The sequence below is a fragment of the Saccharopolyspora sp. NPDC047091 genome (assembly GCF_040643635.1).
In the GTDB taxonomy this organism is placed as follows: domain Bacteria; phylum Actinomycetota; class Actinomycetes; order Mycobacteriales; family Pseudonocardiaceae; genus Saccharopolyspora_C.
The window spans coordinates 107,629-120,597 of record NZ_JBEYUS010000001.1 but is presented as its reverse complement, the minus strand read 5'-3'; the positions used below and the strand labels follow the sequence as shown (position 1 = coordinate 120,597).

The following is a 12,969-nucleotide window of genomic DNA, read 5'->3' as shown; positions in this document are numbered from 1 at the left end:
GACTCCGGCAGTCAGGCGCTAGGGGTGAGCCGAGTAGTGGCGCTGATCACACGGTCCATCGTGTCCCCATCGCGCACGTCGTACAGATTTGCCAGCAGCTTCAACACGAAACGCATCAGCAACGGCCGCGGCAGACCGTGCTTGGTGGCCATCCGCATCACCGTCGGATTGCCAATCAACTTGCTGAAGATGTTCCCGAGCCGGAAGTAGCCGCCCATCGCGTCGGACACCGCACCCGGGTACCGGAGCAACGCGTGCTCCCGCGACGGGCCCGCCGGTCGTGCGTACGCGTGGACCACGCACTCCGCCGCCAACCGGGCGGATTCCATGGCGTACGCGATGCCCTCGCCGTTGAACGGGTTCACCATGCCGCCGGCATCGCCGACGAGCAGCAGCCCGTCCCGGTAGTGCGGCGTGCGGTTGAAGCCCATCGGCAGCGCGGCGCCGCCGATCTTGCCGGTGGCGTTCTCCTCCCGGAAGCCCCACTCCTCCGGGGTCCCGTCCAGCCAGGAGCGCAGCAGCTGGCGGTAGTCGGTCTTGCCGTAGGACTTCGACGTGGACAGCACGCCCAGCCCCACGTTCACCGTCCCGTCGCCCATGCCGAAGATCCAGCCGTAGCCCGGCATCAGCTTCGGCTCGGACGGGGTCGAGCGGTCCCACAGCTCCAGGTGCGACTCCAGGAAGTCGTCCTTGCTGCGCGGGCTGTCGTAGTAGCGGCGCACCGCCACGCCCATCGGGCGGTCCTCGCGCTTCTCGATGCCCATCGACAGCGCCAGCCGGGCCGACACGCCGTCGCAACCGATCACCAGCGGGGCCCGGTAGGTCACCTGCTGCCGCTCCGGTCCGGTCTTCGCGACGACCCCGTCGATGCGGCCGGTCCGCTCATCGCGGACTGCGCCGGTCACCGTCGTCTGCTGCACCATCCGGGCGCCCGCGCGTTCCGCCCCACGGGCGAGCATGTCGTCGAAGTCGTTGCGCGGGCGGACCACGCCGTAGGGCGGGAAATCGGCGAGTTCCGGCCAGTCCAGTTCGATGTTCACGCCGCCGCCGACCACGCGCAGACCGCGGTTGTGCAGCCAGCCGGCCTCCTCGCGGGTGTCGATGCCGAGGTCGATCAACTGCTTGACGCCGCGCGGCGTGATGCCGTCGCCGCACACCTTCTCCCGGGGGAAGACGCTCTTCTCCAGCAGCAGCACGTCGAGGCCCGCGCGGGCCAGGTACGTCGCCGCCGTCGAGCCGGCCGGCCCGGCACCGACGACGATCACATCGGCGTCGTCGTTCGGTCGGCGTCGGGGGGTCGCGCTGGTCATGACACTCCTTGATAGCCGTGCAGTTGCGGTGTCCGGCCACGGCGCCAGGCACGCGGAACGCACCTGCCACCCGCTCGGGTGCGCACCCGAGCGGTTCCGCCGTGACCCGGTGAACCCGCCCGCTTGTGAACGAGTTCACTATCTCCGCCGAGTCTAGGCCTGCGGAGGCACTCGATCGACCCCGCGAGATAGGCCGCTCGGGTGACCGTCCTCGCAGGTGAGGCGTATCTCCGGGGTGTCCGGCGGGCATCGGGGCGCGCGCAAGGCCGGAGGCGCCGGTGCGGAACGGCCCCGAGCCGCGGCGGTGCCCCGGGTGGAGGCGCCGGCGCGATGGTGGCGGCGCGACGCGCGGCGCGTCGGAGTCCGACGCACGGCACCAGCCCGGACGCGCCGAGGTGCCGAGGTCCGGAGGTGCCGAGGTGCCGAGGTGCCGAGGTGCCGAGCCCAGGCTGCGGCCCCGGGAGGTCCAGCACGTGGAAGCTCGCCTGCCGTTGAGGGCTTTGGCCGCTTCCCGTCAGCGGCGAAGCCGCTGAGCCGACGACCACCTGATCAACCGGACCACCCGCGGGTTCTCAGCGCTCGCCTCGCGAGGACAGCGATTTCTCCGGTGGCGGAGCCACCTGTGACAACGATCCCGCAGCGAGGAGGGCGCGGGAGGTTCCGCCACCCGAGCGCAGCTCGACGGAGGGGGCTCAGGGTTTGACGGCTCGGTGCACGGCGACGGCGCCGCCCATCAGGTCGCGCCACGCGACCTTCGACCAGCCCGCCTCGCCGATCTTCGCCGCCAGCGCCCGCTGGTCCGGCCAGGAGCGGATCGACTCCGCCAGGTACACGTACGCGTCCGGGTTCGAGGACACCGCGCGGGCGATCGGCGGCAGCGCGCGCATCACGTAGTTCATGTAGACGGTGCGGAACGGCTCCCAGGTCGGGGTGGAGAACTCGCACACCACGAGCCGCCCGCCGGGCCGCACCACCCGCGCCATCTCGCGCAGCCCCGCCACCGTGTTCACCACGTTGCGCAGCCCGAACGAGATCGTCGCCGCGTCGAAGGAGGCGTCCGCGAACGGCAGCCGCAGCGCGTCGGCCGCCACCATCGGCAACCCGCGGTCCCGGCCCACCGACAGCATGCCCAGCGAGAAGTCCGCCGCCACGCACCACGCGCCGGACTTCGCCAGCTCCGCGGTGGACACCCCGCTGCCCGCCGCCAGGTCCAGGACGCGCTCGTGCGGCTGCGGATCCAGGGCCTGCCGGGTGATCTGCCGCCAGCGCCGGTCCTGCCCGAACGACATCACGGTGTTCGTCAGGTCGTAGCGCTTCGCGACGCCGTCGAACATCGCGGCGACCGCGTGCGGATCCTTGTCCAAACCGGCGCGAGACACGCCCGCAGCTTACGGGTGGCGGGCGCTCACGCGGCCAGCCGGTCGACCTGCGGGCCGCCGATGACCTCCGCGTAGTGGCCGATCAACTGCTCGCACAGCGCGGGCCACGTCCGCTGGGCCACCGACTCGCGGGCGGCCGCGCCGAACCGGGCCCGCAGCGCCGGGTCCCGCAGCTCCGCCACCGCCGCGCGCAGCCGCCGGGCGTGCGCGTCCGCGTCGTGCGGCGGCAGCAGGTAGCCGGTGCGGCCCGGCAGCACCAGGTCCCGCGGGCCGCCCGCGTCCGGGGCGAGCGCCGGGACTCCGCTGGCCATCGCCTCCTGCACCGACTGGCAGAACGTCTCGTACGGGCCGGTGTGCACGAACACGTCGAGGCTCGCGTAGATCCGGGCGAGCTCCTCGCCGGTGCGCAGGCCCAGGAACGCGGCGCCCGGCAGCTGTGCGGCGAGCTGCTCCCGCTGCGGGCCGTCGCCGACCACCACCACCCGCACTCCGGGCACGCCCTCCAGCGCGGCCAGCCGCTCCACGTGCTTCTCCGGGGCGAGCCTGCCGACGTAGCCGACCAGCAGCTCCCCGCCCGGGGCGAGCTCGGTGCGCAGCGACGCGTCCCGCTTGCCCGGGTGGAACCGGGCGGTGTCCACCCCGCGACCCCACCGGTGCACCCGCGGCACGCCGTGCTCGCGCAGCGCGTCCGCCGCCCACGTCGACGGGGCCAGCGTGCGGTCGGCGCCGCAGTGCAGCCGCCGCGTCCAGCGCCAGGCGGCGCGCGCGGTCAGCCCCAGCCCGTACGACTCCGCGAACCCGGCCACGTCCGTCTGGTAGACGGCGACCGTCGGCACCCCCAGCTTCCGGGCCGCCGCGAGCCCCCGCGCCCCCACCACGAACGGCGAGGCCAGGTGCACCACGTCCGGTTCGAAGTCCGCCAGGGCCTGCAGCAACCGGCGGGTGGGGAACCCGATCGGCAACGAGGACACCACCGGGATGTCCACCGCGGGCAGCCGCACCACCGGCGTGCCCTCGTACTCCTCCGGACCGGCGCCCGGGGCGACCACGAGCGCTCGGTCACCGCGGCGGCGCAGGTGCTCCAGCACCCGCAGCACCGAGTTCGTGACCCCGTTGACCTGCGGCAGGAAACTCTCCGACACGATGGCGATCCGCACGAGCGACACCGTCCCGCCCGGCTCCGGCGATCAGACGTCCGCCACGTGACGCGACCCGGAACAGCCGCCGAAGAGCACCCCAACTGCCCCGGTGCACCCGGCACGGCCCCGCCCGGACGGCCGTCCCTCGCCTGCCGTCCACCTGGGCGCAGTACCGCGTACACCGCGGGTGTCGACCCTGGAGCGGCATGACGGTCCTTCCTTCAGAGCCCTCGCACCACATCGAACCCGGCTTGGTGTCCCGGGCGCTGGAAGTGGCCGGACGGCTCGCGAACGACGCCGCCGACGTCATCACCGCCACCGCGGGCCGCGGCGCCCGGCCTGCGGCCTCCGAGTCACCGTTCGACTGGGTGACCGACACCGGGCGGACCCTGGAACGGCACACGCGGCGGGTGCTCGGCGACGAGTTCCCCGGCGTGCCCGTGTTCGGGGAGGAGTTCGACTCCGCGCCCGGCTGGTCCACCTCGGTCGCGGACCAGGTCACCGCGCACGCCGGTGCCACCCGGTTCCGCTGGTCGGTGGACCCGGTGGACGGCACCGCGAACTACGTGGCGGGGCTGCCGTGGTGCGCCTACAGCCTCGCGATGCTCGACGAGCACGGGCCGCTGGTCGGGGTCGTCGCCGACCCGTACCGCTCGCAGATCTACGCGGCGGCGCGGGACCGCGGGATGCGGGCGAACGGGGTGCCGGTGCGGCTCGCCGACCAGTCCGAGACGCGCGCCGGGATCGTGTGCACCGAGCTGACCCGCAGCGGGCCGTGGCCCGGCATGGACCGGTTCATCAGCAACGCGGCGCGCGCGCAGGTCGGCGTGCGGCTGCTGGGCTCACCGGCGCTGGCGATCGCGCAGGTCGCGCTGGGGCACGCCATCGCCGCGGTGCTGGACTCGTACGAGGAGTGGGACGTGGCGGGCGCGCTCGCGCTGGCCGTCGAATCGGGGGCCGCGGTGCTCGACCGCGGTGGACGTCCCGCGACGCTGCCCACCGGCGGTCTGCTGGTGGCCGGGCCCGCCGTGGCCGGGGACGTCCTCGACTGGTGGCGCCAGGCCACGCCCTGACCCGCGGGCGTGGAGCTCACCGGGAGCGCGGCGGGCGCTTTCAGGGGGCGGCGAGCGCGGGCAGCGGGGCATCGTCGCGGGCGAACACCTCGGACAGCGGGTGCAGCAGCGGGAAGCGGTCGCGCAGCACCGCCACCTCGCGGTGCATCCGCGTCAGGTCCGGCGCCGCGACCAGGTCGACCACCACGTCCAGCACGTCCTCGGTGATCGCGGCGAAGCACGCGGCGGCCTCGGCGACCTGATCGCGCACCCGGCGCAGCACCTCCCGGTCCCGCCGGTCCGCGGACTCCGGCGCCGCGTCCAGACCGCGGCCCACCTCGACGAGCGCCTGCACGTTCGGCAGCTCGGCGTCCATCCGGCGGACCACCACCAGCAGCGCCTCCCGCGCCCGCACCGAGGACACCGCCTCCACCGCGCGCCGGGCGCGCGCCACCGCCTGCTCGCAGCGGTGCAGGTCGCGCAACCAGCCGTCCACGGGACCCGGTTCGCCGAGCAGCCGCGGCGCGGCCGCATCCCGCGCCGTCCGGCTCGCCTCGGTCCCCGCCACCTCGATCCCCGCCGCCTCGGTCGCCGCCGCCTCGGTCGCCCGGGCCGCCATCGCCTCGGGGCGAAGCCGCCGCGCCCACGGCCCGGCCCACGCGAAGTGGGTGATCGCGGCGCCCAGCGATCCCGCGACCGTTCCCGCCAGCACTGCCAACCAGAAACCGTTCATCTCCAGCCCGCGCCTTCCGCTCGGTTCCCCGCCGGACCAGCGCTCGCCCCCAAGGCGATCCGGCGGACCCACCGGGTTCGTCCCGGCATCACACCCACCTTGCCCGCCGGATCGCCGCGGAGCGTGCGGGAAAGTACTCAAACGCGGAAACGGAATGATCACGGCTCGATCGGGTCGGCGCGCACCAGGTACTGCATCTCGGCGACGACGAACGGCATCGACTCGGTGTGCGCACCCCACCGGCCACCGGTGCCCTCCGGCGGTGCCGCGCCGAGGTCCGGCAAGTCCAAGCGCGCGACCGACACCGCCGCATCCAGCGCCGCGGCCACCTCACCGCGCACCGCGTCCGGGCGCACCGCGCACCCCGCCTCGGCGAGCCTGCGCTCCACCGGGTGCACCGCGAACAGCTCCCCGGACAGCGGCCACACCCGCTGCAGCGCCTCCTGCATCCGCAGCCGCGCCTCGGGGGCGCCGTCGCCGAACCGGATAGTCCACTGCTCGGCGTGCTGCCGGTGCCGCAGCAGCACCCGCCACGTCCGGGTCGCGATCGCCGAAAGCACCGGATCGCGGCTCGCCGCCAACCGGGCGAACACCGCGTGCCGCCAGGTCGACAGCAGCAGCAACCGGGCCGTGCTGGTGGCGAAATCACCGCCCGCGCCGGGCCCGCAGTCGATCTCGGCGAGCCGCACGTTGCGGAACTCGCCGGCATCCCGGTGGTGGGCGAGCAGATCCGCGTCCCGGCCCGCGCCCTCCAGCTCCGCCGCCCGTTCCAGCAGCGCCCGCGCCTGGCCCAGCAGGTCCGCGGTGATCGCGGCCAGCGCGGCGCCCTCCTCCAGGTCGGGTCCGCGCACCCCCCACCCGGACAGGCGGTGCGCCAGCAGCAGCGCGTCATCGCCCAGCATCAGGCAGTACGCCGCGAGATCCGCCGGATCGGCACCGTCCGGCACGCTCCGGGCCACCGCAGCGGTGACCGGGGCCGCCAGCACCCAATCCGGCCGGTGCGACTCCGGCGCCGACCTCTCCGGCCCGCCCGGACCGACCGCCGCCGCACCGTCGTCGGGGCCGTCCACAGCGAAGTTCACCGTGCTCATACGCGCTCACCCACCTCGCGGGGCCGCACCGGACGGTGCGGACTGGAACCGCTGGTCGCGAGACCACTCGTGGGGCCGTCCGCCCCACCGGCGCATCCGCCGCAGCGGAGTCACCTGCGCCCACTGTGGTCGCAGTGCCGGGCGGCGCGGAAGGGACCGAATTCCCGGTTCAGACCGCCGCGGGGCGCTCCCGGCGCAGCTGCCAGTACGCGCCGCCGAGCACCAGCCACGTCCCGGCGAGGCACGCGGCGACCGGCAGCAGCGACAGCACCATGCCGCGCCCCGCCACCCGGACCAGGTCGGGGTTGCGCGTGTCGTACTCGACCCGGACGAACTGGCCCTGCTGCAGGCCACCCGGGTAGAGCACGCCGTCCTGCGGGATGTGCACCCGTCCTTCCGGCGTGGTGAAGCGGATGACGGTGCGGGTCAGCGAGGTGCTGACGACTTCGGCGACGCCGTCGCCCCGGGACTCGGCGATCGTCCGGTCGTCGATCGCGCACGCGCCGATCACGGACAGGCCCAGCACGGTCAGCAGCACGGCGAGGACCAGGACACCACGGGCGGCGGTGCGGCGGACGCGCCGCCGGGGCCACCGGGTGCCCGATCCGGTCACCTCGGGCCGCCCGGCCTCGTCCGGGAACTCCTGTTCGCTCGCCACGATCGCCGATTGTAGGAGCCGCGCGGTGACCGCCACTGGCCGCCGCACCTAGGCTCGTCGCGTGGCGCCCTCCCCTGCTCCGTTGACCGTTCGCACCTCCGTGCTCCCCGACGACGATCCCCGGCGCACCGCGCCGCTGCTGGAACTGCTGCCGGACGATGCTCCGCTGAGCTGGGTGCGCGACGGCGGCGGCCTGGTCGGCTGGGGGTGCGCGGCGCGGTTGGCGACCTCCGGTCCGGAGCGCTTCGCGACCGCCGACGAATGGTGGCACGAACTCTGCGCGGGCGCGGACGTGCACGACGAGGTGCGGCTGCCGGGCAGCGGCCCGGTCGCGTTCAGCAGCTTCGCGTTCGCCGACCGGCCGGGGGATTCGGTCGTGGTCGTGCCGGAGGTCGTGCTGGGCAGCCGGGACGGCGTCCGCTGGATCACCACCATCGGCGATCCGGCGGAGCGGCCGGTCCAGCCGGTGCGCGAACCCGGCGCGGTGGAGTACTCGCCGGGCGCGGTGTCCACCGCGGACTACCGGCGGTCGGTGGCGGAGGCGGTGCGCCTGCTCGAACCGGCCGGGTCGGGTGGTCCGGACGCGGTGCGCAAGGTGGTGCTGGCGCACGACCTGCTCGCCACCGCGGCGGAGCCGCTGGACGCCCGCTACCTGCTGCGCAACCTCGCCGCGCGCTACCCGGGGTGCTGGACGTTCGCGGTGGACGGGCTGGTCGGGGCCACCCCGGAGCTGCTGCTGGAGCGCACCGGGCGGCACGTCCGGTCCCGGGTGCTGGCCGGGACGAGCTGGCCGCGGCCCGGGGTCGGCGCCGACGAGCTGGCGTCCGGCCTGCTGTCCTCGGCGAAGGACCTCTCCGAGCACGCGTTCGCCACCGAGTCGCTGGCCGCGGAGCTGCGCCCGTTCTGCTCGGCCCTGTCGGTCCCGGAGCGCCCCGAGGTCCTCCGGCTGCGCAACGTGTTGCACCTGGCATCGCACATCACGGGTGAGTTGCACGAACCCGCCGCGGAGAACGGCGTCGCCGCACTGCTGCGGCTCGCCGCAGCAGTGCACCCGAGCGCGGCCGTCGGCGGCACGCCGAGCCCGGACGCGGTGGAACTGATCCAGCAGTTGGAAGGCATGGACCGGGAGCGCTACAGCGGCCCGGTCGGCTGGGTCGACGGCGCGGGCAACGGGGAGCTCGGCATCGCGCTGCGCTGCGCGCAGCTGGAGGACGCGGACGGCGACACCGGGGGCCGCCGCGCACGGCTGTTCGCCGGGTGCGGCATCGTCGCCGAGTCCGACCCGGACACCGAGGTGCTGGAGGCGGCGGCGAAGCTGCGCCCGATCACCGAAGCGCTGACCGGCGACTGAACCTTCCGCGGGGGCGCTCGGCTCGTGGTGCGAGGCGGGTCGCGGGTGGCGGCTCCCTGCGCCCTCCTCGCTGCGCCCATGTCCCTCCTCCCTGCGCCCCCTCGCTGCGGGATCGTTCGCGCCGGGGGCTCCGCATGCGGCAGCGCCGTCCTCGCGAGGGCGGCGCTGGGAATCCGCGGTGGTGCCGGTCGCTCCGGCGGTCGCTGCGACGGTCGCTGCGCAGCTGCTTCGCTGACCGGGGAACGGTGCCGGCCGAGGAACAGCGCCGACCGGGGAACGGAGCCGACCCGGGAACGGGACCGACCGGAGAACGGGACCGACCCGGGAACGGTGCCGGCCCGGGAACGGGGCCGACCGGGGAACCGCGGACCCGCCGCGCGGGTTCACCGGTGGGCGGTGCGGTACCGCCCACCGGCCTCCGCGCGGCGGGTTCGTCCGGTGCTCAGTGGTCGTGCACCGACTCGTGGGTGGCGTCGATCTCGGCGACCGACTTCGGCGGCACCACGTCAGCTCGGGTCGCCGAGGCCGGGATGCCGTTCTCCGGGATGGCCGCGGGCTTGCCCGGCGTGAACAGCCAGTTCTGGAAGAACTCGTCGAGCTGCGTGCCGGAGCGCTGCTCGGCGAGCTCGATGAACTGCTCCACGGTGCCGGTGGCGTACCGCTTGTCCTGCACCCAGGTGCGCACCACGTCGAGCAGCACGTCGGGTCCGATGACGTTGCTCAGCGCGTGCACGGTGAGCGCCCCGCGGTCGTAGACGGCGTCGCTGAAGATGTTCTCCGGCCCGGGTTCGCCGGGCGCGATCTGCCAGAACGGGTCGTCGGCGGGCAGCGACGAGTAGTAGTGGTCGAACAGCTCCTGCGCGGTCCCGGTGCCCTGCTGCTCCGACCACAGCCATTCCGCGTAGCTGGCGAAGCCCTCGTTCAGCCAGATGTTGCGCCAGGTGTCGACCGACACGGAGTCGCCGAACCACTGGTGCGCGTTCTCGTGCACGACGACGGAGGTGTTGGCGCCCTTCGCGAAGAACTTGTCGCTGTAGGTCGGCCGGGTCTGGTTCTCCAGCGCGAAGTTGAGCCCTTCCGCCGGGACCACGCCGCCCTGGGCTTCGAACGGGTACTCGCCGAGCAGCCCGGAGAGGAACTCCAGCACTTCGGGAGTGCGCTCGACGCTGGCCTTGGCCGCGCCCGCGACGTCGCCGAGCCCGTCGGCGTACGCGGTGACGAAGGGCTGGCCGAAGGCACCGGGCTTCGTGTTGATCTCGTATTGCCCGATGGCGAGGAACGCCAGGTAGGTGGCCGTCGGCTTGGTGGTGCGCCACTTCCAGGTGGTGCGGCCGGCCAGGGTGGCGGTGTCGGTGTTCACGCCGTTGGACAGCACCTCGGTGCCTTCCGGCACGTCGACGGCGATGTCGAAGGTGGCCTTGTCCCGCGGGTGGTCGTTGCCGGGGAACCACCACGCGGAGATCTCCGGTTCGCCGACCGCGAGCGCGCCGTCCGCGGTGCGGATCCACGGTTGCAGGCCGTCGACCTCGACGCTGGAGGGCACGCCCTCGTACTCGACGACGAAGGTGGACTGGCGCCCGGCGGGCAGTTCCGCGGGCGGGGTGACCGTGAGCTCGCTGCCCCGCTGCTGGAACTCGGACGGCGCGCCGTCGACCCGGATCGACTTCACCGGCAGCGCGAAGTCCAGGTTGAACGCGGTGAGGTCCTGGGTCGGGTTCGCCACGATCGTCGTGGTCCCGGTGAGGTGGTCGTCCTTCGGTTCGTAGCGCAGCCGCACGTCGTAGTGCGACACGTCGTAGCCGCCGTTGCCGTACTCGGGGAAGTACGGGTCGCCCGCGCCCGGCGCTCCAGGTCCGGCCGCTCCGGCGAAGGCGGGGGTCGCCACGAAGGCCGCGGCGCAGCAGGCGGCCACCGTCGCTCGCAGACCGGTTCTCTTGAACACCGCGCACCTCCGGCATGATCAGTGGTTTTCCAGCAGCGTACGAACGTGATCAGGGTGGCGCGAGCACCCGAACGCGGGGGTTTTCACCAGTTCTGGGTGAACGGTGCCCGTCCGGCCGCGAGCTCCGGCGCGCCCGGGCGAACCGCGCACCGCGGCCGGAGCACCGCTCGGCCGGTTCCGGTGCAGCTCACCGGTGGTGCCGCCGCGCGGCGGGGCGACCCGACCCGGGGCTCGCCGACGGCGGTCGGGCCGCGCGGGGCGACTCGGGGCGGTCGCCGGGGCACGCGCCCGCGCGTCTCGCATCGTGGGAGGAAGTGGTTCGGCGGGGCTAGGCCACCGCTCCGGGCCACCGCTCCGGGCCACCGCTCCGGGTCACCGCTCCGGGTCACCGCTCCGGGCCACCGCTCCGGGTCACCGCTCCGGGTCACCGCTCCGGGTCACCGCTCCGGGTCACCGCTCCGGCCGACGCGCGGGGCGCTCGACCGCAGCGGGCGATCAGCCGCTCAGCGCGGGCGAATCAGCCGCTCAGCGCCGAGTGCACCGCGGCTTGCAGTCGCGAGTGCAGGCTCCTGGTCCGCGTGCGGTCCGCCTGGACCTCGACCACCCGCAGTCCTGGTGGACCGTGCAGCGCCGCCGGGAAGTCCGAGCGCTGCCGCACCCGCACGTGCTCCACCCCGTGCGCCGCGCACAGCTGGGCGAGGTCGGTGCCGTGCGGGGTGCCGAAGACCCGCTCGAACGAGTCGCGGTGCTCCGGACCGCCCTGTTCCAGCAGCGAGAAGATGCCACCGCCGTCGTCGTTGAGCACCACGATGGTGAGGTCCGGGCGCTGCTCCTGCGGCCCCAGCAGCAGGCCGTTCCCGTCGTGCAGGAACGTGAGGTCGCCCAGCAGCGCGTAGGTCGGTCCGTCGTGCGCCAGCGCAGCGCCGATGGCGGTGGAGACCGTGCCGTCGATCCCGGCCACCCCGCGGTTGCGGTGCACCGCCACGTCGGGGCGGTGCCGCGCGGCCAGCGCCACGTCCCGGCTCGGGTTCGACGACCCGAGCACCAGCAGCGACCGCTCCGGCAGTTCGTCGACCAGGTCGCGGGCGAGCACCGGCCCGTTCGGCCAGCGCTCCAGGTCCAGCGCCGCGTGCAGCGCGGCGGCGACCTTGTGGTCCGCCTGCTGCCAGGCGGTGAGCCAGTGCGGGTCGGCCTCGCGGACGGGGGCGGCACCGAAGGTGTGCGCGATCTCGCGCACCGCGTGCCCCGGCGACGGCCAGTCCACGTCCCCGCCGTGCGCCAGCAGCACCTCCACCCCGGCATCGGTGAGCAGCGACTGCACCTGGCGGAACACGGTCGGCCTGCCGACGCACAGCACCTGCTCGGGGCGGTGCTCGCGGACGAACTCGGGCTGGTTCAGCAGCCACATCCCGGTGCTGATCGCGGCGCCACCGGCGAGCCCGACACCGCCGGTCTCGGAGACCACCGGCCAGCCGTACCGCTCGCCCCAGGCCCCGGCGGCGTCGGCGCCGCCGTCCGCGGCGAGCACCAGGCCGCGGCGGGCGGCGGGCGCGTGCAGGCTGCTGGGCGCGGCGCCGTCCCCGCAGATCTCGATCCACGGCGCCCCGTCGGCGCGCCCGTCCAGCGGTTCGCACCACGCGGGGTCGCCGGTGGGCACCAGCGGTTCGCGGAACGGCAGGTTCAGGTGCACCGGTCCGGAGCGGGCCGAGCCGAGCGCGGCGTGCCGGGCGCGGCACACCTGGCTGCGCCAGTACGCCTGCTGCCCCGGCCGGTCCTCGGCCACGCCGAGCTCGTCGAACATCCGCACCTGCGGGCCGAACATCCGGTGCTGGTCGATGGTCTGATTGGCCCCGGCGGCGCGCAGTTCGGGCGGGCGGTCCGCGGTGAGCACGATCAGCGGGATGCCCGCCTGCGCCGCTTCGCTGACCGCCGGGTGCAGGTTCGCCGCTGCGGTGCCCGAGGTCCCGGCCACCACCACCGGCAGGCCGCTGCGCGCCGCGATCCCCAAGGCGAGGAACCCGGCGCTGCGCTCGTCGATGCGGACGTGCAGCCGGATCCGCTGCTCCACCGCGGCGCGGTGCAGCGCGAACGAGAGCGGCGCGTTGCGCGATCCCGGGGAGAGCACCACGTGCCGGACCTGGTTGCGGATCAGCTCATCGACGATGACCTCGGCCTGTGCCGTGGACGGATTCAACCCATCACCCCGGACTCCCTCGCACGCTGCCTGCCGACCGCTTCCAGTGTCGCCGGAACCGCCGAGCCGCTTCGACCCGGTGGTACCCCGGTCGCGCGGAGTGCAGCCGCTCACACCGGT

The 12,969-nt window shown here is 74.4% G+C and carries 10 protein-coding genes; 2 read left to right on the top strand and 8 right to left on the bottom strand.

Translation table 11 applies throughout. The features are described from left to right. Positions 1 to 11: 11 nt before the first annotated feature. The 3 genes from ABZ805_RS00615 to ABZ805_RS00605 form a co-directional block, all read right to left on the bottom strand. Complete coding sequence (locus tag ABZ805_RS00615; protein WP_358432458.1) at positions 12 to 1,310, bottom strand: geranylgeranyl reductase family protein; 1,299 nt, start codon at positions 1,308 to 1,310, stop codon at positions 12 to 14. A 692-nt stretch (positions 1,311 to 2,002) separates the two neighbouring features. Further along, the gene (locus ABZ805_RS00610) at positions 2,003 to 2,689 is read right to left on the bottom strand and encodes a demethylmenaquinone methyltransferase (RefSeq protein ID WP_358432456.1); all 687 of its coding nucleotides are present in this window, start codon (positions 2,687 to 2,689) and stop codon (positions 2,003 to 2,005) included. A gap of 26 nt (positions 2,690 to 2,715) precedes the next feature. Beyond that, the gene (locus tag ABZ805_RS00605) at positions 2,716 to 3,831 is read right to left on the bottom strand and encodes a glycosyltransferase family 1 protein (protein WP_358432454.1); all 1,116 of its coding nucleotides are present in this window, start codon (positions 3,829 to 3,831) and stop codon (positions 2,716 to 2,718) included. Positions 3,832 to 4,034: 203 nt separating this feature from the next. Between ABZ805_RS00605 and ABZ805_RS00600 the strand changes: the two genes are divergently transcribed. Beyond that, the gene (locus ABZ805_RS00600; protein WP_358432452.1) at positions 4,035 to 4,901 is read left to right on the top strand and encodes an inositol monophosphatase family protein; all 867 of its coding nucleotides are present in this window, start codon (positions 4,035 to 4,037) and stop codon (positions 4,899 to 4,901) included. 40 nt (positions 4,902 to 4,941) lie between these two features. Here the strand turns inward: ABZ805_RS00600 and ABZ805_RS00595 are convergent, their stop codons facing one another. From ABZ805_RS00595 to ABZ805_RS00585, 3 genes are all read right to left on the bottom strand, one after another. Beyond that, positions 4,942 to 5,613 carry a hypothetical protein gene (locus ABZ805_RS00595; protein WP_358432450.1) on the bottom strand — a complete coding sequence of 224 codons (672 nt, stop codon included), beginning with the start codon at positions 5,611 to 5,613 and terminating at the stop codon, positions 4,942 to 4,944. Positions 5,614 to 5,771: 158 nt separating this feature from the next. After that, complete coding sequence (paaC, locus tag ABZ805_RS00590; protein ID WP_358432448.1) at positions 5,772 to 6,704, bottom strand: 1,2-phenylacetyl-CoA epoxidase subunit PaaC; 933 nt, start codon at positions 6,702 to 6,704, stop codon at positions 5,772 to 5,774. 169 nt (positions 6,705 to 6,873) lie between these two features. Next, on the bottom strand, positions 6,874 to 7,362 hold the full coding sequence (locus tag ABZ805_RS00585; RefSeq protein WP_358432446.1) for a DUF3592 domain-containing protein: 489 nt from the start codon (positions 7,360 to 7,362) through the stop codon (positions 6,874 to 6,876). A gap of 82 nt (positions 7,363 to 7,444) precedes the next feature. On the opposite strand from ABZ805_RS00585, the gene ABZ805_RS00580 reads away from it, so the two are divergent. Further along, the gene (locus ABZ805_RS00580) at positions 7,445 to 8,713 is read left to right on the top strand and encodes a chorismate-binding protein (protein ID WP_358432444.1); all 1,269 of its coding nucleotides are present in this window, start codon (positions 7,445 to 7,447) and stop codon (positions 8,711 to 8,713) included. A gap of 442 nt (positions 8,714 to 9,155) precedes the next feature. On the opposite strand, the gene ABZ805_RS00575 is transcribed toward ABZ805_RS00580, so the two are convergent. Both ABZ805_RS00575 and menD read right to left on the bottom strand, forming a co-directional pair. After that, positions 9,156 to 10,655 (bottom strand): M1 family metallopeptidase, encoded by a 1,500-nt coding sequence (locus tag ABZ805_RS00575; RefSeq protein ID WP_358432442.1) that lies wholly within the window; start codon positions 10,653 to 10,655, stop codon positions 9,156 to 9,158. 517 nt (positions 10,656 to 11,172) lie between these two features. Beyond that, positions 11,173 to 12,849: a 2-succinyl-5-enolpyruvyl-6-hydroxy-3-cyclohexene-1-carboxylic-acid synthase gene (gene menD / locus ABZ805_RS00570; RefSeq protein ID WP_358432440.1), complete on the bottom strand. Its 1,677-nt coding sequence runs from the start codon at positions 12,847 to 12,849 to the stop codon at positions 11,173 to 11,175. Positions 12,850 to 12,969 lie beyond the last annotated feature (120 nt).

Bases quoted from the DNA above. Each gene is read 5' to 3' on its own strand.
- ABZ805_RS00615 (WP_358432458.1), bottom strand. From the start codon at position 1,310: ATGACCAGCGCGACCCCCCGACGCCGACCGAACGACGACGCCGATGTG.
- ABZ805_RS00600 (WP_358432452.1), top strand. From the start codon at position 4,035: ATGACGGTCCTTCCTTCAGAGCCCTCGCACCACATCGAACCCGGCTTG.
- ABZ805_RS00595 (WP_358432450.1), bottom strand. From the start codon at position 5,613: ATGAACGGTTTCTGGTTGGCAGTGCTGGCGGGAACGGTCGCGGGATCG.
- paaC (WP_358432448.1), bottom strand. From the start codon at position 6,704: ATGAGCACGGTGAACTTCGCTGTGGACGGCCCCGACGACGGTGCGGCG.